The organism is Rhizobium sp. CB2179 (assembly GCF_057653455.1).
The window spans coordinates 1,983,917-2,004,007 of sequence record NZ_CM172781.1 but is presented as its reverse complement, the minus strand read 5'-3'; the positions used below and the strand labels follow the sequence as shown (position 1 = coordinate 2,004,007).

The following is a 20,091-nucleotide window of genomic DNA, read 5'->3' as shown; positions in this document are numbered from 1 at the left end:
CCGCCATGAGCACCTTCATAGCCCTTCTGCACAGCATTGTCCTGACGCCCGACCGCCGCGTCATCATGCAGGATTTGCGCGCCCTTGCCGAAGAGCTCGGTTATCGCGAGCCGCGCACGCTGGTTTCCACAGGCAATCTCGTCTTCGAGGCCGACGAAATGCGGCCGCACGAACTCGAGGTCACGTTGGAAGAGGCCTTTGAAGAAAAATTCGGCAAACATGTCGACATTATCGTGCGTAGCGACTGCACTTGGATGGCGCTTTGCAGCACCAATCCCTTCAAGGACGGCAATGGCGACCAGGTGATCGTCCGGGTGATGCGCCTGCCGGTCGACCCGAAGAAGGTGGAGGCGCTGAAACCGCTGATGACGGAGGGGCAGCGCATCGCCGTCGTCGGCGGCGATCTCTGGATCGATTTCGGAGGCAAGCCGAGCCAATCCAAGCTGCTTTCGGCCCTGACGACGAAGCGGATCGGCGTCGGTACGATGCGCAACTGGAACACCGTGTGCGGCCTTGCCGAAATGATCATGTAGCCCGGCTTCGTCTTTACTCACACAGCAAATCTGAGTATCAGGCGGCAGCGCATCCAAGGACGGAGGCGCTGTCGTTGCAACCACCCGCATTCGTTGGCGGGACTGGACAAGGAGAATTTCGATGTCCCAAGCTATTTCCCTGACATTTCCCGATGGTTCCGTGCGCGGCTATGATGCCGGCGCAACCGGCCGGGATGTCGCCGAATCCATTTCCAAGTCGCTCGCCAAGAAGGCGGTCGCCGTTGCGATCGACGGCACCGTGCGCGACCTTTCCGATCCCGTGACGACCGGCAGGATCGAGATCATCACCCGCAATGACGACCGCGCGCTCGAACTCATCCGCCATGACGCGGCGCATGTCATGGCCGAAGCGGTGCAGGAGATCTGGCCCGGCACCCAGGTGACGATCGGCCCGGTCATCGAAAACGGCTTCTATTACGACTTTGCCAAGAACGAGCCCTTCACACTCGACGATCTGCCGAAGATCGAAAAGAAGATGAAGGAGATCATCGCCCGCAACGCCGCCTTCACCAAGCAGGTCTGGTCGCGCGAGAAGGCGAAACAGGTCTTCGCCGACAAGGGCGAGCAGTACAAGGTCGAACTCGTCGATGCGATCCCGGAAGGGCAGGATCTCAAGATCTATTACCAGGGCGACTGGTTCGACCTCTGCCGCGGCCCGCACATGGCCTCGACCGGCCAGATCGGCAGCGCCTTCAAGCTCTTGAAGGTGGCTGGCGCCTATTGGCGCGGCGACAGCAACAATCCGATGCTGAGCCGCATCTACGGCACGGCCTTCGCCGAGCAGTCGGAACTCGACAACTACCTGCATATGCTTGCCGAAGCCGAAAAGCGCGATCATCGCCGGCTCGGCCGCGAGATGGATCTCTTCCATTTCCAGGAAGAGGGTCCCGGCGTCGTCTTCTGGCACGGCAAGGGCTGGCGCGTCTTTCAGACGCTGGTTGCCTATATGCGCCGCCGGCTGGCCGGCGACTATCAGGAAGTCAATGCGCCACAGGTGCTCGACAAGTCGCTGTGGGAGACCTCCGGCCACTGGGGCTGGTATCGCGACAACATGTTCAAGGTAACGGTTGCCGGCGACGACACCGACGATGATCGCGTCTTTGCGCTGAAGCCGATGAACTGCCCCGGCCATATCCAGATCTTCAAGCACGGGCTGAAATCCTACCGCGAACTGCCGATCCGGCTGGCCGAATTCGGCAATGTCCACCGTTACGAGCCGTCGGGCGCGCTGCACGGGCTGATGCGCGTGCGCGGCTTCACGCAGGACGATGCGCATATCTTCTGCACGGACGAGCAGATGGCCGCCGAATGCCTGAAGATCAACGACCTGATTCTTTCGGTCTATAAGGATTTCGGCTTCGACGAAGTCACCATCAAGCTCTCGACAAGGCCGGACAAGCGCGTCGGCTCGGACGATCTCTGGGACCGCGCCGAAAGCGTGATGATGGGCGTGCTGGAGACGATCCAGCAGCAGTCGAACAACATCAAGACCGGCATCCTGCCGGGCGAGGGCGCCTTCTACGGTCCAAAGTTCGAATATACGCTGAAGGATGCGATCGGCCGAGAATGGCAGTGCGGCACGACGCAGGTCGACTTCAACCTGCCGGAACGCTTCGGCGCCTTCTACATCGACAGCAACTCCGAAAAGACGCAGCCGGTGATGATCCACCGCGCCATCTGCGGCTCGATGGAGCGCTTCCTCGGCATCCTGATCGAGAACTTTGCCGGCCATATGCCACTCTGGGTATCGCCGCTGCAGGTGGTGGTCGCAACGATCACCTCGGAAGCCGACGCCTACGGGCTTGAAGTGGCCGAGGCGCTGCGCGAGGCCGGTCTCAACGTCGAAACCGATTTCCGCAACGAGAAGATCAACTACAAGGTCCGCGAGCATTCGGTCACGAAGGTTCCTGTCATCATCGTCTGCGGCAGGAAGGAAGCCGAGGAGCGCACGGTCAACATCCGCCGCCTCGGCAGCCAGGACCAGGTTTCGATGGAGCTCGACGCCGCCGTCGAGAGCCTTGCCCGCGAAGCGACACCGCCTGACATCCGTCGCAAGGCCGAAGCAAAAAAAGCCAAGGCGGCCTGAAAACGGCCGAGAACGACAGCGCCTTCGGCGCTGTCGGAAGCTGATCTCTGGCCATAATGTTTATCGGAACGTGTCACCCCAAGACCGGGGTGCGTTTCAGAGAAATACTCTATGCCAATGATGGAATCCGCGCCTGAGCACTGCTGAGCTGCACGGCCGGGGGGCTTCTGGCCGCGATCCGTCTTCTCAGTGGCGCCGACGTCGGCTCGAGCCGAAACCGCTCACGGAAAAATCAATCGAGGCTGGTGTCGTCGCCGCCCTGCGGCACGAGCTGTTCGTAGGAGGGCAGCGGTGCCACCGGAGCTGGCTGGACACCCGGCGGCGGCGGTGTGCCGACCGGCACCTGCTGTACCGTGCGGGCCGCGTCGCTCACGGGCGGCTGCGGCTGCTGGTCCTTCATCAGAACCTCGACATCGGTGTTCCTGCCGGCGACGACAGTGAAATCGCGCTGGTAGATCTTGTCCTTGTTACGGGCGACGGCGGAATATCCGCCTTCGGCGAGAACCATGGTGGGGAAGGCGCTGACACTTTCGCCGACGCTGTCGCCGGCCGCCGTCAGGATCGACCATGCGGTATCGGCGATCGCCTCGCCGCCGGCATCGGAGACCAGCTTGAAGGTGATCTGCGCGGCGCGATGCTGGATCGTCGCCTCGGTCAGCTTGCCGGCCTCGACCTGGATGTCGGCGCGGATCACGGCGTTGACGCTGCCATATTCGGAAACGACGTGATAGGTGCCGGCATTGAGACGGACGACGGTATTCGGCGAGATATCGGCCATAACGAGGCCACGCTCGCCATCGTCGCGCACTTCCGAGGAATAGATCGAGAAGCTCAACTGGTCGGGGCGGATGCGGGCATCGGCGCCGGAGACGGCATTGAGCAGCAGGCCGCCGGCATCGAGCACCATCACCTGCTTGTCGACCTCGCCGTCAGCGGGCACGGTCAGTTTCTTGGTGACGCCGGCGCGGCCGAAGGAGACGTTGACGAAATAATCGCCGGGCGCGAGCTGGAAGGCGGCAGGCCCGCCCTTGGCGCTGGCGATCAGCGGCAGCTTGCCGTCGGCTCCGGCGATCGGGCTGAAGACGTACCAGGAAAGGCCCTCCTCAACCGGCGTGCCGTCCGCCGTCAGCTTGGCCTCCATCGGGACGTCGCGCAGCTTGACCCCTTCGGGCACAGTGCCGGGCGCGATGAAGGCATCGAGCTTCGGCATCTTCGGCGTCGATTCAAGCTGTTTGAATTCCTTGAAGGCATCCTGAGCGCCGGCGCCGAGGGGCATCAATACCATCAGGGCAATGGCAAGGCCGATGCGTGCAAAAGGCAAAATGCCAAACATCTGTTTCGTGAACCGATTGACTTCTGAAATCGCAAAGGTCACTTCAAGACCAACGCGATGGCAAATTCAAGACCCACCCTTTGCGGCAGCATAAAAATGAGAGCTTCTCCCATATGAAATCCGATATCAAGCTGATCGACTACCTCGCCGTGCGCCGCTCCATCCCCGCTTTCCAGATGTGCGAACCAGGTCCCGAAAAAGCTGAGATCGAGGAGATCCTGCGTCTTGCCTCACGTGTCCCCGATCACGGCAAGATCGCGCCCTGGCGCTTCATCGTCTATCGCGGAGAGCAGCGCGTGCGTCTCGGCGAGGAGCTTCTGGCGCTGGCACTTCAGACAAAGCCAGACCTTTCCGAAGAGATGATTCAGGTCGAGCGCAGCCGTTTCACCCGTGCGCCGGTGGTCGTCGCCATCGTCAGCAAGGCGGGGCCGCATATCAAGATCCCGGAATGGGAGCAGCTGATGTCGGCCGGCGCGCTTTGCTTCAACGTCATCCTCGCTGCCAATGCCAATGGTTACGTCGCCAACTGGTTGACGGAGTGGTTCGCCTATGACGGGCGCGCCTATCCGCTGCTCGGCGTCGGGCCGGATGAAAAGGTGGCGGGCTTCATCCATATCGGCTCGACGACATTTCCGGCGATCGAGCGGCCGCGGCCGGAGCTTGTCGATACCGTAACCTGGGTCGGCGGAGAAGACTGATGTTCTACACCACCGACAGCAACCAGCATGGGCTTGCGCATGATCCGTTCAAGGCGATCGTGTCGCCGCGCCCGATCGGCTGGATCGGCAGCAAGGGCAGGGATGGCTCGATCAATCTCGCGCCCTATTCTTTCTTCAATGCCGTTGCCGACCGGCCGAAGCTGGTGATGTTTTCTTCCGCCGGACGCAAGCACAGCCAGCGCAACGCGGCCGAGACCGGCGTCTTCACCTGCAATTTCGTCAGCCGCGATCTTGCTGAGAAGATGAACCTCTCCTCGGCGGCGCTACCCTACGGCGACAGCGAATTCGACTTCGCCGGCCTGACGCCGAAGCAGGCCGAACTGATCGACGCGCCCTATGTCGACGAGGCTTTCGCGGTCCTCGAATGCAAGGTGACCGAGATCATCGAGCCGAAGACGCTGTCGGGAGAACCGTCCGAGAACGTCCTCGTCTTCGGCGAAGTGGTCGGCATCCGTATCGATGAAGCGATCGTCAGGGACGGCCGCCTCGACATGTCAATCGCCCGACCTTTGGCCCGGATGGGCTACATGGATTACAGCGAAGGCAGCGATGTTTTCGAGATGATCCGGCCGAAGCCGCAGGAAGGCTGAACCCAACTGGCAAGGGGTCCAAAGGCTTACGAAACATGGTGAACCAATCTTAAACCTTTTGCCGCTACGGTCGCAGCATTGAATGGAGCGCGAGGGAATCGCGTTCAAGTGCTGGGGCGTCGCGTGATCGTAGAAGCTTTCCTTCGTTGGATCGAAACGGCCAAGACCGGTGACCGGGCTCGGGCCGCAAACGCCCTCGGGCGCGCCTATCTGCAGTGCGAAATGTCCGCAGACGAGCGGGCGGCGGCCGAAATGGCGATGACCTTTCTTCTCGACGATCCGTCGCCGCGCGTGCGGCTTGCACTTGCCGAGGCGATCGCCTGGTCGCCCGACGCGCCGCGCAACCTGATTCTTTCGCTTGCCGAAGACCAGCCCGAGGTCGCCTGCCACGCGGTGACCTGCTCGCCGCTTTTGAGCGATGCCGATCTCGTCGACCTTGCCGCGCGCGGCAACGGCGCCACCCGCATGCTGATCGCTGCCAGAGCGCATGTGACGCGCCCGGTTTCCGCAGCCCTTGCGGAGGTCGGCGACGAGGAAGAACTGCTCTGTCTGCTGGAGAATGACGGCGCGGTGATCTCCAGCCTGTCGTTGAAACGCATTGCCGAACGGCTCGGCGACTGCTGCGATGTCCGCAATCTGCTTCTCGACCGCAGCGATCTTCCCGCCGATGCCCGCCAGCTGCTCACTCAGCACGTCAGCAATGCGCTGATCGGGCTGCCGCTGGCGCAGGCGGCGATCGGCCTGCAGCGGCTTCAGCGCATCAGCCGCGAGGCGACCGAGGCTGCCATCGTTTCGATCGCCGGTGACATTGCCCCACGCGAAATACCAGACCTCGTCCAGCATCTGCGCCTCAACGGCCGGCTGACGCCGTCCTTCCTGATGCATGCGCTCTGCGCCGGCAAGGTGGACTTCTTCGCCGGCGCGATCGTCGATCTGACCGCATGCAGCGAGCGCCGCGTGCGCTCGATCCTGGCCACCGGGCGCATGCATGCCGTGCGCGCGCTCTACGAGTCCGCCGGCCTGCCGAGGGATATCAGCGTGATCTTCGTCGAGGCGACGATGCTGTGGCGCGATGCCGCCAGAAAAGCGCCGGGCAGCGTTCTCGGCAATGTCTGCGGCCGTCTTCTCGAAAAATTCCGCCACCACGACGCGCATGGCGCGATCGGCGAACTCCTCGACATGGTGGAAAAGCTGCACGTTAACGAACAGCGACAATCGGCCCGCGTCTATGCGGCGCTTGCGGCCGCCTAATCAGCCAGCCGCGTCACCACCCAGGAATAGCTGGCGGAGACGAAATGCACCGGCTTGGTGAGTGTGTCCCTGACGCTTCTTCCAGAGGGCAGATGGGCGCGGACCTGCCCGGCGATGCCTTCAGCAAAACCGGCAATCCTTCCTGCGGGTTCCTCGGGCGCTGCGACAGCGACCTCAGGCGCAGCGGCAGGCACGGGCGCCGGTTTCGGCGGCTCGGCGGCGGCGATGGCTTTCGGCGCCTCGCACACCGCGATCACCGAGGGATAGTTGACATTCACATAGGTCTTCAGCCGTCGTTCGGCTTCGGCATCGCAGGCGGAAACGGTTTCCCAGCGTTTATCGACCGTCGCGACATAATTGCACTGGCTGATGGAATCGTCGCAGCCGAGAATGGTCATCGCGATCAGCACCGCTTGCATATTCTGCTTCCTTAATTATTGAGCACATCATCGTCTTAGAGGGCGCAATTCCAACCGAATGAAGGCAACGACATTAACTCTTCGTTATATCGGGGAAATTTTGTCTCGGGCCAGCAGAGGGAGCCAACATGTCCGTCACTATCACCCTGGAGCCGCCGCGCCAGGAGGGCGTCATCCGGCTTCTCGATCTTTCCGATGCCTATGCGCAATCGCTCTATCCGGCGGAGAGCAACCATCTGGTCGACCTTTCCGTGCTGGAGAAGCCTTCGGTGAGCTTCCTCGTTGCGCGCAACGGCGATGCGATCGTCGGCTGCTGCGCTCTGGTCGAGGCCGGTGACGGCACGGCTGAGATCAAGCGCATGTTCGTCGATCCCGAGGCGAGGGGGCTGAGAATCGCCAGCGGCCTGATGAATGCGCTCGAAGCAATCGCAGGAGAAAAGGAGCTGACGGCGATCCGGCTCGAAACCGGCATCTACCAGCCCGAGGCGATCGCTCTCTACCGCAAATACGGATATCGGGAAATCGAGCCTTTCGGCAGCTATCTGCCGGATCCGCTCAGCCTGTTCATGGAAAAGCGGCTGGGTTAGCCGGTCTGCGAAGCCATGTTCAGCCTTCGGCGACGCGCGGCATGGTTTTCGGCGAACCGGGGACCGGCGGCGGGGCCTGTTCGTCGATGATGATCTGCGGCCCGGTTTCGCTCTTATCGGCGTTGCGGGCCTCGTGGATCCACTCGCGCCAGATGGCGACGATCAGCGCCATCAGCACCGGGCCGATGAAGAGGCCGAGGAAACCCATCGTCTTGACGCCGCCGACGAGGCCGAAGAAGGTCGGTAGGAAGGGCAGCTTGATCGGACCGCCGACGAGTTTCGGCCGCAAGGTCTTGTCGACGATGAAGAGCTCGACCGTCCCCCAGACGAAGAGACCGATGCCGGCGACATGCGAGCCGCTCGCCAGCAGATAGATGGAGACCAGCGTGAAGGAGAGCGGCGCACCGCCCGGTATCAGCGCCATCACACCGGTCAAAACGCCGAGCGTCACCGGCGAGGGCACGCCGGCAATCCAGTAGGCAAGGCCGAGCACGATGCCTTCTCCGATCGCGATCAGCGTCATGCCCATGACGGTGGAGCTGATCGTCGCCGGCACGACGCGGGAAATGCGCTCCCAGCGGTTGGGCAGGATGCGCTCGCCCAGCATGTCGATCTGCTTGGAAAAGGAAAAACCGTCGCGATAGACGAAGAACAGCGCGATCAGCATAAAGAGCAGGGTCAGCAGCAGATGGAAGGCGCCGCCCCCGGCCGCGAGCACGGCGCGGTATATGTTGCCGATATTGGCGCCGCTGACCGCCTGGATGACTTCGCCGAGGGCGCCGGGGCTGCCGATATATCTCGTCCAGACTTCATTGAGATAGGCACCGGCCCAAGGCAGTGCGACGATCCAGTCGGGCGTCGGGGCGCCGACGCGGTTGGCATGGATCGCCCAGGTGACCCAGGTGCGCACTTCGCCCGTCGTATAGGTGACCGCAAGCCCGATCGGGATGACCAGGAAGGTGATGATCATGATGATCGCGATGGTCGCGGCGATCGTCGTATTGCCGCCGACGCGGGCAAGAAGTTTGCGGTAGAGCGGCCAGCTGGCAAAGCCGATGACGAGGGCTGCGAGCACCGGCACGAGGAAGCCGTAGAAGAAATAGACGCCGGCAGCAACGACCAGGACCAGCAACCAGCGCGCCGCCGAAATGGAGGGAATCAGAGGCGTGCGCGTTTGCGCCGACGATCCGAGCCATCGCGGTTCATGATTGCTTTTCTGACGGTCGAACACACCCACGCGCGCCTCTTCTTTTTCTTGTACTCTGGTTATGGGCCATCAACCCGGCGGTTTCAAGGTCCGCACCATGAAAGCGTATACAAAGCGTCGCTATTCGACCCGCAGACCCGAGCGTCTTACTGCTGCGGGCGGTTGAGAACCTTGAAGGCATAGAATTGCGTCTTCTGGCTGGTCGAAAAATTATTGTCGGAGCCGAGAATGAGAAGATCGGTGCCGTCCTTGGCCTTGCCGAGCGACATGGCCTCGATATTGTCGGGAACGAGGCCGATCGCCCTCAAATCGAGGACCTGGCTCTTGCGGACAGGGACGACGCGCTGGTCGTTTTTGGCGAGGGACGCGATGGTGGATACATCGGTGGCATCAGTCAGATCCATCATCATGATCTCGATGCTGTTGCCGAAGCCCTGGGCATAACTCCGCTCGACGGCGAGCAGGCGGTGATCGTCGAGGGCAAGCATTTCAGACATGCCGTTGTCATTACCGCCGTCGGCCTTGGTGGCGGCCTGCGGGATCGGCGAGACGGGATAGACGTACTCGGCTTTCGGCGCGCCGGTGGCGCCGTCGTAGCGGACGATGCGCGACACGCTGCCCGACGTCAGCGAGGGGTTCGGACCGTCCTGGTAAAGGGCCGCTTCGACACCGACGAAAACATCGCCGGAGGGCGCGACCGCGAGATCCTCGAAAGCGAGGTTGTCGCGGATGCCTGTTGACTTGTCTGCGGTCGGTGCAAAGCCCTCCGGCAGCTTGAATTCGCGGACGAAGGAACCGTCCGGCGATGCGACGCGGATGAAGGGCGCCAGCAGCGCCTTGCCGTCGCCCTCACTGCCCCAATAGATGCCATCCTTGCCAAGGCGGATCGATTCTGGATCGACGGTCCGGGCAACGAAGAGCTCGCCGTTCTTGTCTTTCAGCGTCACCTGCTTGACGACCGAAACGCGCTTAAGGCCCGACGCGTCGACATCGACGTTGAGTTCATAGAAGCGGGCCGGGCCTCTTTCCGAGCGGTCGTCGCTGATGGCGATATAATGGCCGGTGGCGACATCGAAATCGAGGCCAGAAATGCCGCCGAATTCGACGCCGTTTTCGATATGGCCTGTGGGGATGACGAATTCACCGAGATAGGAGAGCGAGATGCCAGCGGCGCAATCGCCGAAGGGGCAGGCGGTCGCGAAGGTGGCGCCGATATCTGTGGCGCTGGCGGAGACTGTGCTTGACAGAAGGGCGAGAGCGGCAGCCGCGAGAAAACGCTTGGTCATGACAAATATCCGGCAAGGGTTGAAAACGGTTCGACCGGCGCAAATGCCCTCCGAGGAAGGCGCGCCGACCGCTTCATGCGCCGGTTGTTTGACGGAGTTGTTACGGTTCTTCATCAGTTCCGTGAAATCGTGAATGCTAAAATGCGGCGCGCTACACTGTTTCCATCCGCCCCACAGGCGCATTCAGCCTTTCGACCCTAGAGTGCATTTTTAATACATTATTTCTTCTGATGAGGGTAAAAATGTAAGTTTCACTTGTCATTTATAAATTCAATTTATAGTCATCTTTTGATGATCATCAGCGCTGAATTGCAACTTGGAAGATGGTGCTTGTGATCTAAAGCGAGGGCTAAGCGTGGCCGCGGACCAACGTTCGCGTCTCATTTGCTGTGTCGTCCGGGCTGAGGTTTCCGATGGCGAGTGGCAGATGCTTGGTCGGGCGGCGCCTGTTCCGGGCGTGCCGGTGGAGGCCTTCATACAGACCGGTGAGCGGCCAGCGCTCGCATATCTGACGAAGCCATCATGGATCAGGTGAGTTCAAGATGCGTGGCGTTCCGGCTGATCAAAGACATGGGTAAGAAGGGCTCCCAATTGTGGCCGACGAGTTGACCGCTTCAGCATTCCGTAGGGCAGTGGATCCTGGTTCGGCCGATGATTCCCATCTTGCTAGCCGAGCGGTTCAAGCAAAGAACCACTTTATCTTTCTGGACGAGCTTCGGGGAATAGCTGCGTTATCGGTGGCTCTCTTACACGCCAGCCAGATTTTTGACTTCGGTCTTTCCTACGCCTACCTGGGCGTGGATTTCTTCTTTTGCCTTAGCGGCTTCGTTATCGCAAATGGGTACGACCAAAAATTGAAGTCCGGTGTTTTGCCGAGCAGTACATTCTTCCTGAAGCGCGTGGTACGGCTTTATCCCATGATCGCGGCTGGCGTCGCCTTGGGCGTACTCGCGTCGCTATTTGCTTCCACGGCAAGTCTTTCTTTCGCCGACGTTTCAATTCTTGCGGTTGGTGCAATGCTCCTATTGCCCCTGGGGCTTCTGGTGGGGCAAGAGGCGTTCGCGATTTGTGGCATGAGATAGCAGTTCTCGTATTATTGGCGGCGGCGCTTTTCCAGATTGTCGCGATCGAGGGTACTATCGGGCCAGTTGGATTTGGCAGCTGGCGGGCGTTCTCTGAAGGATTTGTCAGAGTTGGGTTTTCGTTCCTTGCCGGCGTTCTCATCTTTCGCTGGCAGATCCATCGTCGCGTCGGAGCGATACCGCCTCAAATCCCACTTTTCGTCCTGATCGGTGTTCTGTTCTTTCCGGTGACGGTCCCGAGAGAGATCTACGATTTCATCTGCATCGCTATCGTGATTCCGATCGTGGTGGCGCTAGCGGCTGCAGTCCCACTGAGTGAGGAGCGGCCATTCGCTGGATATCTCGGAAAGTTGTCTTATCCCCTCTACATGGTCCATCAGCCTGTTTTTCAACTTGGTGCTCAATTCGAACACTTTGCCGATGGCTTCATTCCACGGTTAATCACCGTGAGCGTCACCGTCTTGGCCGCTGTTGGAGTGGCACATGTTTTATCCATTTGTTTCGATGCGCCAATTCGCGCTTACCTGGGCCGCAAGTTCTCCCTGGACTAGTCAAATCGGGCACGGCGTTTTGGACAATGTAGAAAATCTATCGCAAAACGGCTCGGCGCGATGAGCCCATTTTTTGGAACAAGCTGAAGGTACTACTAGGTAGCATCATGCCCTAAATATCGAGGTTTTCAGCGAAAGCCGCGCGATCCTGGATGAAGCGGAAGCGGGCTTCCGGCTTGGTGCCCATCAGATCGTCTACGGCGGCGCGGGTGCCTTCGAAATCCACCTCGTCGATCAGCACCTTGAGCAGGGTGCGCTTGGACGGATCCATGGTGGTTTCCTTGAGCTGGGCGGGCATCATTTCGCCGAGACCTTTGAAGCGGCTGATCTCGACCTTGGCCTTGCCCTTGAACTCCGTCTGCATCAGCTCGGCGCGATGATTGTCGTCGCGGGCATAGGCGGATTTCGCCCCTTGGGTGATTTTGTAGAGCGGCGGCACGGCGAGGAAGAGATGGCCGCCGCGCACCAGCTCCGGCATCTCCTGATAGAAGAAGGTGATGAGCAGCGATGCGATATGGGCGCCGTCGACGTCGGCATCGGTCATGACGATGATGCGCTCGTAACGCAGGTCTTCGTCGCGGTATTTCGAACGCGTGCCGCAGCCGAGAGCCTGGACGAGATCGGCGAGCTGCTGGTTGGCGCCGAGTTTTTCGCGGCCGGCGCTGGCAACGTTGAGGATCTTGCCGCGCAGCGGCAGAATTGCCTGGTTGGCGCGGTTGCGCGCCTGCTTGGCCGAACCGCCTGCCGAATCGCCCTCGACGATGAAGAGTTCGGCACCCACGGCGGTGTTCTGCGAGCAGTCGGCGAGCTTGCCCGGCAGGCGCAGCTTGCGCACTGCCGTCTTGCGGTTGACTTCCTTTTCCTTGCGGCGGCGCAGGCGCTCCTCGGCGCGCTCGATCACCCAGTCGAGCAGCTTGGCCGACTCGTTCGGATTGTCGGCAAGGTAATGGTCGAAGGGATCGCGCAACGCGTTCTCGACGATGCGCTGCGCCTCGACGGTCGCAAGCCTGTCCTTGGTCTGGCCGACGAATTCCGGCTCGCGAATGAAGACCGACAGCATGCCGACGGCCGAGATCATCACGTCGTCGGTGGTGATCTGCGCGGCGCGCTTGTTCTGCGTCAGCTCGGCATAGGCCTTCAGGCCCTTGGTCAGCGCAATGCGCAGCCCCGCTTCATGTGTGCCGCCTTCGGTCGTCGGGATGGTGTTGCAATAGGAATGCACCTGCGGATCGCCGCCATACCAGGTGATCGCCCATTCCATCGAGCCGTGGCCGCTTACCTTCTCCGTCTTGCCAGCGAAAATCTCGCGGGTGACGGTGAACTCCTTGCCCATCGTCGCCTGGAGATAGTCCTTCAGGCCGCCGGGAAAGTGGAAGACGGCCTTGTCAGGGACCTCGGAGCCTTCGGGCAGCACGCCCGACTCACAGCTCCAGCGGATTTCGACGCCGCCAAACAGATAGGCTTTCGAGCGCGCCATGCGGAAGACGCGGGCGGCATCGAACTTCATGTGATCCCCAAAGATCTGGGGGTCGGGATGGAAGCGCACGCGGGTGCCGCGGCGATTGTGGACGTCACCCAGCTCTTCGAGACCGCCCTGCGGCAGTCCGCGGGAGAAGCGCTGGCGGTAGAGCTTGCGGTTTCGCGCCACCTCGACTTCGAGGTCGTCGGAAAGCGCGTTGACGACCGAAACGCCGACGCCATGAAGGCCGCCCGAGGTCTCATAGGCCTTGCCGTCGAATTTACCTCCGGCATGCAGCTTGGTCATGATGACTTCGAGCGTCGACTTGCCCGGCACCTGCGGATGGTTCTCGACCGGGATGCCGCGGCCGTTGTCGGAGACCGTCAGATAACCCTCTAGGTCGAGATAGACTTCGATGAAATTGGCGTGACCGGCGACCGCCTCGTCCATCGCATTGTCGATGACTTCGGCAAAGAGGTGGTGCAGCGCCTTTTCATCGGTACCGCCGATATACATGCCCGGGCGCATGCGCACCGGTTCGAGGCCTTCGAGGACGCGGATCGACGAGGCGCCGTAATCATCCGAGTTCGAGGCGGCGGGTGCCGGGCGCGCTGAGGCTCCGGCAGCAGGGGGCGCTGCGGCGACCGGCGCAGCCGGAGCCGGCGGCCGTTCGACCGGAGCGGCGGGCTTCTGCGCCTCCTCGCGTTTTTCAGAGAGGGGCATTCCGGAAAAAAGGTCGTTGCTATCGTCCATGGAGCCGTTCAGATCTTCATCCTGTCTTAGGTCTGGCTTGGGCGGGCATCCGCCGCCGACCCAAAATCACCGCATTTCATGCCACGTTTGCGAATCAGGCAGATTTTGCCAGAAAGCACACCTATACGCGACACCGCCGGACTTGGCGGCCTTTTCCTCAATGATTTGCGTTGCCGGGCGCAGAATGGCAAGCGGCGGCCGGCTTCAGGAACCATCCGAATGCGAATGTCCACAAGTCATTGCACGATCATCACCGCAATTGCGGCGTTTTTCCTATCCGCAGCCGTGCTGTCCGCCAGTGGACCAGCGCAGGCAGCCGATGTGCTGACGCCGTTCAAGGACGATCTGTTTTCGAAGCAGACCGTGTTGCAGACCGGCGATAACGGCGCCTTCGAGCTCATCGACTATGACGAGATGCGCGATATCAACGGCCGCGACCAGATCCCGCAAAAGCGGGTGCAGCAGAAATATGTGGCGCTCGGCATCCGCAAGGCGCAAGCGGACGAGACGCTGTCCCTCGATGGCATCAAGCTTGATGTCACCAGGGTGGGACCTGCTCAGAGTGCCGCTTTCACGGTGATTTTCATCCATGGGCGCGACGGCGACCGCCGGCTCGGCGCCAACGACTATAGCTTCGGCGGCAATTTCAACCGGCTGAAGAACCTCGTCGCCGGCAATGGCGGCGTTTATTATTCGCCGACGGTCAAAAGCTTCGACAGCAGCGGCGTTGCGGCGATTGCCGGCCTCATCCGCCATGCCGGCGCGCAATCGCCCGGCCGGCCCATCATCCTTTCCTGCGCCTCGATGGGCAGCCAGGTCTGCTGGGGCATTGCGCGCGATGGTGACAGCGTCAAGCGGCTTAAGGGCATGCTGATCATGAGCGGGGTCACTGATCCCGATTTCACCAGGAGCGCCTTCTACAAGGCGAAGCTGCCGCTCTGGTTCGCCCATGGCAGCCGCGATCCGGTCTATGCAGCCACAGACCAGCAGGCGCTGTTCGAAAGCCTGCACAAGGCAAAATATCCGGCGCGTTTCACGCTTTTTCAGACCGGCAATCACGGGACGCCGATCCGGATGATCGACTGGCGTCGGGTTTTGAACTGGATTCTGGCTGGCTAAAGCATGTCGCGCAAAAATGTGCGGCGGTTTTTGCGATCACGCCATGCGTAAAAATGCCGAAAGGGCGGTTTTCGGCAGAAATATGCGCGGGATCGACGAGATTCCCCTTACGTCAGGGGCATGATGCTTTTCTTTGCCACAAGCTTTTGATATTGCCCAAGGCATATGCAGATTGTGGAAGGCCAGCATGACCCCTGACGTGCGCCCGCTTGTGGCGGGAAACTGGAAAATGAATGGCATGCGTGCCTCCCTGGATCAGATCAAGGCGATCGCCGAGGGTGTTCATCCGCCGCTGGCCGACAAGGTCGAAGCGCTGATTTGCCCTCCGGCGACGCTGCTCTATGTGGCGACGGCACTGTGCACCGACAGCCCGCTGGCGATCGGCGCTCAGGACTGCCATCAGAACCCATCCGGTGCGCATACCGGCGACATCTCGGCCGAGATGATTGCCGATTGTTTCGGCACCTATGTCATCGTCGGCCATTCCGAGCGGCGCACCGACCATGCCGAAACCGACCATCTGGTCCGCGCCAAGGCGGAGGCCGCCTTTGCCGCAGGGCTGACGGCGATCATCTGCATCGGTGAGACGGCGGATGAACGCCGGACAGGCCAGGCGCTCGACGTCATCAAGCGCCAGCTTTCCGCCTCCGTTCCGGACGGCGCCACCGCCGAGACCACAGTTATCGCCTACGAGCCGATCTGGGCGATCGGTACCGGTGTGACGCCGACATCAGGTGATGTCGAGAAGGCGCATGCCTTCATGCGGGCAGAGCTCGCGGCCCGCTTCGGCGACGAAGGCCGCAAGATGCGTCTTCTCTATGGCGGATCGGTCAAGCCGGCCAATGCCCATGAGCTGATGGGCATCGCCAATGTCGACGGCGCGCTGATCGGCGGAGCGAGCTTGAAAGCGGCCGACTTCCTCGCCATCTACCGGGCCTATGAGGCGCTGCTCGCCTGAGGCATTGCTTATTCCTAGTTTTATTCCGGGCCGAAGGGCTTGGAATAGATGAAAGCCTCATGTAAAGAGCCGCCAGAATTCTTACTTATGTCCGTCTCCAGGCGGGCAGGACTGGACCCATGCAGACCGTATTGATTGTCATCCATCTCATGATCGTGCTCGCCCTTGTCGGCGTCGTGCTCATTCAGCGCTCGGAAGGCGGCGGCCTCGGCATCGGCGGCGGTTCCGGCTTCATGTCGGCCCGCGGCACGGCCAATGCGCTGACGCGCACCACCGCGATCCTTGCGACCCTGTTTTTCCTGACCTCGCTCGGCCTCGGCATCCTGACGCGTTACGAGGGCCGTCCGAGCGACATTCTCGATCGCATTCCGGCTACAGGCGGCCAGGGCAACGGCATTCTCGATTCGCTCGGCGGTGGCGCACAGGCTCCAGCAACCCAGCCGGCCGGCAACGGCGTTCCGAGCAGCGGGGCGGCGACGCCCGCACCGCAGGCTCCCGCCGCTCAGACGCCGGCAACTGGGGCTCCGGCAACTCAGGCCCCGGCAGCCACCGCACCTTCAACGACTGCTCCGGCAACGACTGCTCCGGCAACGCCCGCAGCTCCGGCCGCGCCGGCACCGGCTCAGCCCTCCGGCGTCCCGACGGGACAGTAAGCCGGTCTTCGACATAAACGCCGGCAGGCCCTCGGGTCTGCCGGTTTTCTTTTGTTCAGATTCCTGCGCCACGCATCGAAAGTTCTGGAAAAGAATTTTTGGGCTGGTGGAATCGTTTTTGAAAAGGTATCCGGTGAATCCCATGGCGCGATACGTATTCATCACTGGCGGCGTGGTTTCCTCTCTCGGAAAAGGAATTGCGGCCGCGGCTCTCGGAGCGTTGCTGCAGGCCCGTGGATATCGGGTTCGGCTTCGCAAGCTCGACCCCTATCTGAACGTGGACCCGGGCACGATGAGCCCGACCCAGCACGGCGAGGTCTTCGTCACCGACGACGGCGCGGAAACCGATCTCGATCTCGGTCACTACGAACGCTTTACGGGGCGTTCGGCGACCAAGACCGACAACATCACCACCGGCCGCATCTACAAGAACATCATCGACAAGGAACGGCGCGGCGACTATCTCGGTGCGACCGTGCAGGTCATCCCCCACGTCACCAACGAGATCAAGGATTTCGTCATCGAGGGCAATGACGACTACGATTTCGTCATCTGCGAGATCGGCGGCACGGTCGGCGACATCGAAGCGATGCCGTTCATGGAAGCGATCCGCCAGCTCGGCAACGACCTGCCGCGCGGTACCGCCGTCTACGTTCACCTGACGCTGATGCCCTATATTCCGGCCGCCGGCGAGCTCAAGACCAAGCCGACGCAGCATTCGGTGAAGGAACTGCAGGCGCTCGGCATTCATCCCGATATCCTGCTGGTGCGGGCCGACCGCGAAATTCCGGAAGCCGAGCGCCGCAAGCTCTCGTTGTTCTGCAACGTTCGCCCGTCTGCCGTCATCCAGGCTCTCGACGTCGCCAACATCTACGATGTACCGATAGCCTACCACAAGGAAGGCCTCGACGACGAAGTGCTCGCGGCCTTCGGTATCGAGCCGGCGCCGAAGCCGCGGCTCGACCCGTGGGAAGAGGTCTGCAATCGTATCCGCACGCCGGAGGGCGAGGTGACGATCGCGATCGTCGGCAAATATACCGGCCTCAAGGATGCCTATAAATCGCTGATCGAGGCGCTGCATCACGGCGGCATCGCCAATCGCGTCAAAGTCAATCTTGAATGGATCGAGTCCGAGGTCTTCGAAAAGGAAGATCCGGCGCCCTATCTCGAAAAGGTGCACGGCATCCTGGTGCCCGGCGGCTTCGGTGAACGCGGTTCGGAGGGCAAGATCCATGCTGCCCGCTTTGCCCGCGAACGCAAGGTGCCGTATTTCGGCATCTGCTTCGGCATGCAGATGGCGGTCATCGAGGCGGCGCGCAATCTCGCCGACGTTTCCGGTGCCTCCTCGACCGAATTCGGCCCGACGAAAGAGCCGGTGGTGGGCCTAATGACCGAATGGGTCAAGGGCAACGAGTTGCAGAAGCGCACGGCAGCCGGGGATCTCGGCGGCACGATGCGCCTCGGCGCCTACAAGGCGGCGCTGAAGAAGGGCACGAAGATCTCGGATATCTACGGTTCCACCGATATTTCCGAGCGTCACCGCCACCGCTACGAGGTCAATATCGATTACAAGGATCGGCTCGAAAACTGCGGCTTGGTCTTCTCCGGCATGTCGCCGGACGGCGTGCTGCCGGAGACGATCGAATATCCGGATCATCCCTGGTTCATCGGCGTGCAGTACCACCCGGAACTGAAGAGCCGGCCGCTCGACCCGCATCCGCTGTTTGCCAGCTTCATAGAAGCGGCGACGGAACAGAGCCGCCTCGTCTGATGCATGCAAACCAGATCGCGTTGTTTCAGGCGCGATCTGGATAACATCCGTGCCTGCGCTAACTTGCCGCCATGACCCCTTCACGCAGCACGACCGTCTCACGCTTCATCGCAGCGCCGCGCGAGCGCATCTACCGCGCCTTCCTCGATGCAGACGCGGTCGCCACCTGGCTTCCGCCCGATACGATGAAGGGCATTGTCCATGCCTTCGAGGGCAGGGAAGGCGGCGCCTTCTGCATGTCGCTCGTCTATCCCGACGACGAGACATCGCAACCGGGCAAGACCTCCGACAAGACAGACAGGTTCGAAGGCCGCTTTGCCAAGCTCGTGCCGGATGAACGGATCGTCTGGGCAACGGTCTTCGATTCCGAGGACGAGGGCTTTTCCGGCGAGATGACCGTCAGCACGATGTTGTCGCCTGCGGATGGAGGCACCGATGTGACGATGTTCTGTGACAATATTCCGTCCGGGATCCGCCTCGAAGACAATGAGGAAGGGTGCCGCTCGACGCTCGGCAATCTGGCCGCTTTCGTCGGCGGTTAGGGATCGGCGGCAGGACATGCTGCCGCCGAATTCAATCTTCAGGCAGCCGCCGGTAGCGGCCCGATATAGACCGAGCGCGGCCGGATCAGCCGGCCGTCGAGCGCCTGTTCGCGGGCATGGGCCAGCCATCCGACGGTGCGGCCGATCGCGAAGACGCCGGTGAAGGCCTCGCGGGGAAAGCCGAGCGCTTCGAGCAGCAGCGCGGTATAAAACTCGACATTGACGTCGAGCGGCCGGTTCGGTTTGCGTGCCTTCAGGATCGCCAATGCAGCGACCTCCACGGCTTCCGCCAGAGCGCCGCGGGCGCTGTTCACCTGTCCGGTTGATATCAGCGGCTTCAGCGCTCCCTTCAGTGCATCGGCGCGCGGATCGCGGACGCGATAGATGCGGTGGCCGAAGCCCATCAGCCTTTCGCCGCGGTCGAGCGCTTCGCCGAGCCACGAGTAAGCATTCTCCGCCGTTCCGATCGCATCCAGCATGTCGAGCACAGGACCGGGCGCGCCGCCGTGCAGCGGCCCTTTCAGCGCGCTCAGTGCGGCGAGCACGGAAGAAGTGAGGCCGGCCTGCGTCGAGGCAATGACGCGTGATGCGAAGGTCGAGGCATTGAGGCCATGGTCTGATATCGTCACGAGATAGGTGTCGAGTGCCGCCGTCTGCTCCCTGGTCGGCAATTTTCCGGTCAGCATACGCAGGATATCGGCCGCCTGCGGCAACGAGGCGTCGGGCGCGATCGGTCTTTTGCCGCTTTGCATGCGAAGGATCGCCGGCAGGAAAACTGCGGGCGCAGCCAGAAGGCTGAGCGCAGTATCGAAATCCTCGCCGTCGGGCAGGCGGGCGATCAGCGCCCGCTTCGCATCAACAGGAGGCAAAGCGAGCAGGGCGGCATCGGCGGCCTTGATATGGCCGAAAATCCTCGTTCGCGCCTGCGCCAACCAGTCGCGCAATTCCGCTTCGTCGAAGCTTTTTTCCATCAGCCCATCGAGCAACAGGGCGGCGACGCCTTCATAGGTGCCGTCTGCAACTAGGTGATCCAGCGATACACCGCGGATGATCAGTCGTCCCGCTTCGCCATCGACATCCGAAAGCTGCGTTTCGGCAGCAATGACATCTTCCAAGCCGTTTTTCATGTTGTTTCTCCTTTACGGTCCGGATGATCCGACCTAGTTTCATT

18 protein-coding genes and 1 pseudogene are annotated in these 20,091 nt (G+C 61.5%); 12 read left to right on the top strand and 7 right to left on the bottom strand.

Translation table 11 applies throughout. The annotated features are described in order from the left end of the window. Nucleotides 1-5: 5 nt before the first annotated feature. Together AC244Q_RS10040 and thrS are read left to right on the top strand one after the other, a co-directional pair. A complete protein-coding gene (locus AC244Q_RS10040; RefSeq protein ID WP_026157358.1) occupies nucleotides 6-533 on the top strand; it encodes a DUF1697 domain-containing protein in 528 nt (175 codons plus the stop codon). Nucleotides 534-654: 121 nt separating this feature from the next. Then, nucleotides 655-2,640, top strand: coding sequence for a threonine--tRNA ligase (thrS, locus tag AC244Q_RS10035; protein WP_128408182.1), 1,986 nt, complete (start codon nucleotides 655-657; stop codon nucleotides 2,638-2,640). A gap of 232 nt (nucleotides 2,641-2,872) precedes the next feature. Here the strand turns inward: thrS and AC244Q_RS10030 are convergent, their stop codons facing one another. Further along, on the bottom strand, nucleotides 2,873-3,973 hold the full coding sequence (locus AC244Q_RS10030) for a hypothetical protein (protein ID WP_026157357.1): 1,101 nt from the start codon (nucleotides 3,971-3,973) through the stop codon (nucleotides 2,873-2,875). Nucleotides 3,974-4,086: 113 nt separating this feature from the next. Here AC244Q_RS10030 and AC244Q_RS10025 point away from each other — a divergent pair, with 113 nt between their 5' ends. The 3 genes from AC244Q_RS10025 to AC244Q_RS10015 all read left to right on the top strand — a co-directional run bounded on the left by AC244Q_RS10025 (nucleotide 4,087) and on the right by AC244Q_RS10015 (nucleotide 6,533). Continuing rightward, nucleotides 4,087-4,671 carry a nitroreductase family protein gene (locus AC244Q_RS10025; protein ID WP_128408181.1) on the top strand — a complete coding sequence of 195 codons (585 nt, stop codon included), beginning with the start codon at nucleotides 4,087-4,089 and terminating at the stop codon, nucleotides 4,669-4,671. Further along, nucleotides 4,671-5,282 carry a flavin reductase family protein gene (locus AC244Q_RS10020; protein ID WP_128408180.1) on the top strand — a complete coding sequence of 204 codons (612 nt, stop codon included), beginning with the start codon at nucleotides 4,671-4,673 and terminating at the stop codon, nucleotides 5,280-5,282. The genes AC244Q_RS10025 and AC244Q_RS10020 overlap by 1 nt, the downstream gene beginning before the upstream one ends. A 108-nt stretch (nucleotides 5,283-5,390) precedes the next feature. Further along, nucleotides 5,391-6,533 carry a DUF2336 domain-containing protein gene (locus AC244Q_RS10015; RefSeq protein WP_128408179.1) on the top strand — a complete coding sequence of 381 codons (1,143 nt, stop codon included), beginning with the start codon at nucleotides 5,391-5,393 and terminating at the stop codon, nucleotides 6,531-6,533. Here the strand turns inward: AC244Q_RS10015 and AC244Q_RS10010 are convergent. Further along, nucleotides 6,530-6,952 (bottom strand): hypothetical protein, encoded by a 423-nt coding sequence (locus AC244Q_RS10010; protein ID WP_128408178.1) that lies wholly within the window; start codon nucleotides 6,950-6,952, stop codon nucleotides 6,530-6,532. The genes AC244Q_RS10015 and AC244Q_RS10010 overlap by 4 nt on opposite strands. Before the next feature lie 128 nt (nucleotides 6,953-7,080). On the opposite strand from AC244Q_RS10010, the gene AC244Q_RS10005 reads away from it, so the two are divergent. Beyond that, complete coding sequence (locus AC244Q_RS10005) at nucleotides 7,081-7,539, top strand: GNAT family N-acetyltransferase (protein ID WP_128408177.1); 459 nt, start codon at nucleotides 7,081-7,083, stop codon at nucleotides 7,537-7,539. 19 nt (nucleotides 7,540-7,558) lie between these two features. Here AC244Q_RS10005 and AC244Q_RS10000 read toward each other — a convergent pair whose 3' ends face one another. Further along, entirely contained in the window at nucleotides 7,559-8,776 is a 1,218-nt protein-coding gene (locus AC244Q_RS10000; RefSeq protein WP_012757539.1) for an AI-2E family transporter, read from the bottom strand. A 116-nt stretch (nucleotides 8,777-8,892) separates the two neighbouring features. Then, nucleotides 8,893-10,032: an esterase-like activity of phytase family protein gene (locus tag AC244Q_RS09995; protein ID WP_128408176.1), complete on the bottom strand. Its 1,140-nt coding sequence runs from the start codon at nucleotides 10,030-10,032 to the stop codon at nucleotides 8,893-8,895. Nucleotides 10,033-10,625: 593 nt separating this feature from the next. Between AC244Q_RS09995 and AC244Q_RS09990 the strand changes: the two are divergent. Then, nucleotides 10,626-11,665: pseudogene (locus AC244Q_RS09990) on the top strand (acyltransferase family protein). A gap of 112 nt (nucleotides 11,666-11,777) precedes the next feature. Here AC244Q_RS09990 and parE read toward each other — a convergent pair. Next, the gene (parE, locus tag AC244Q_RS09985) at nucleotides 11,778-13,877 is read right to left on the bottom strand and encodes a DNA topoisomerase IV subunit B (RefSeq protein WP_012757536.1); all 2,100 of its coding nucleotides are present in this window, start codon (nucleotides 13,875-13,877) and stop codon (nucleotides 11,778-11,780) included. 219 nt (nucleotides 13,878-14,096) lie between these two features. Between parE and AC244Q_RS09980 the strand changes: the two genes are divergently transcribed. After that, nucleotides 14,097-14,996: a phospholipase gene (locus AC244Q_RS09980; protein WP_012757535.1), complete on the top strand. Its 900-nt coding sequence runs from the start codon at nucleotides 14,097-14,099 to the stop codon at nucleotides 14,994-14,996. 36 nt (nucleotides 14,997-15,032) lie between these two features. On the opposite strand, the gene AC244Q_RS09975 is transcribed toward AC244Q_RS09980, so the two are convergent. Next, complete coding sequence (locus tag AC244Q_RS09975; RefSeq protein ID WP_162770397.1) at nucleotides 15,033-15,236, bottom strand: hypothetical protein; 204 nt, start codon at nucleotides 15,234-15,236, stop codon at nucleotides 15,033-15,035. Here AC244Q_RS09975 and tpiA point away from each other — a divergent pair. The 4 genes from tpiA (at nucleotide 15,184) to AC244Q_RS09955 (ending at nucleotide 18,920) form a co-directional block, all read left to right on the top strand. Continuing rightward, nucleotides 15,184-15,954 (top strand): triose-phosphate isomerase, encoded by a 771-nt coding sequence (tpiA, locus tag AC244Q_RS09970; protein WP_012757534.1) that lies wholly within the window; start codon nucleotides 15,184-15,186, stop codon nucleotides 15,952-15,954. The two genes, AC244Q_RS09975 and tpiA, sit on opposite strands and share 53 nt — an antisense overlap. Nucleotides 15,955-16,073: 119 nt before the next feature. Further along, nucleotides 16,074-16,607, top strand: a complete 534-nt coding sequence (gene secG, locus AC244Q_RS09965; RefSeq protein WP_012757533.1) for a preprotein translocase subunit SecG — start codon at nucleotides 16,074-16,076, stop codon at nucleotides 16,605-16,607. Between the two features lie 142 nt (nucleotides 16,608-16,749). After that, entirely contained in the window at nucleotides 16,750-18,378 is a 1,629-nt protein-coding gene (pyrG, locus tag AC244Q_RS09960; RefSeq protein WP_012757532.1) for a CTP synthase, read from the top strand. 71 nt (nucleotides 18,379-18,449) lie between these two features. Continuing rightward, the gene (locus AC244Q_RS09955) at nucleotides 18,450-18,920 is read left to right on the top strand and encodes an SRPBCC family protein (RefSeq protein WP_017994129.1); all 471 of its coding nucleotides are present in this window, start codon (nucleotides 18,450-18,452) and stop codon (nucleotides 18,918-18,920) included. A gap of 38 nt (nucleotides 18,921-18,958) precedes the next feature. On the opposite strand, the gene AC244Q_RS09950 is transcribed toward AC244Q_RS09955, so the two are convergent. After that, nucleotides 18,959-20,047: a citrate synthase/methylcitrate synthase gene (locus AC244Q_RS09950; protein WP_128408173.1), complete on the bottom strand. Its 1,089-nt coding sequence runs from the start codon at nucleotides 20,045-20,047 to the stop codon at nucleotides 18,959-18,961. Nucleotides 20,048-20,091 lie beyond the last annotated feature (44 nt).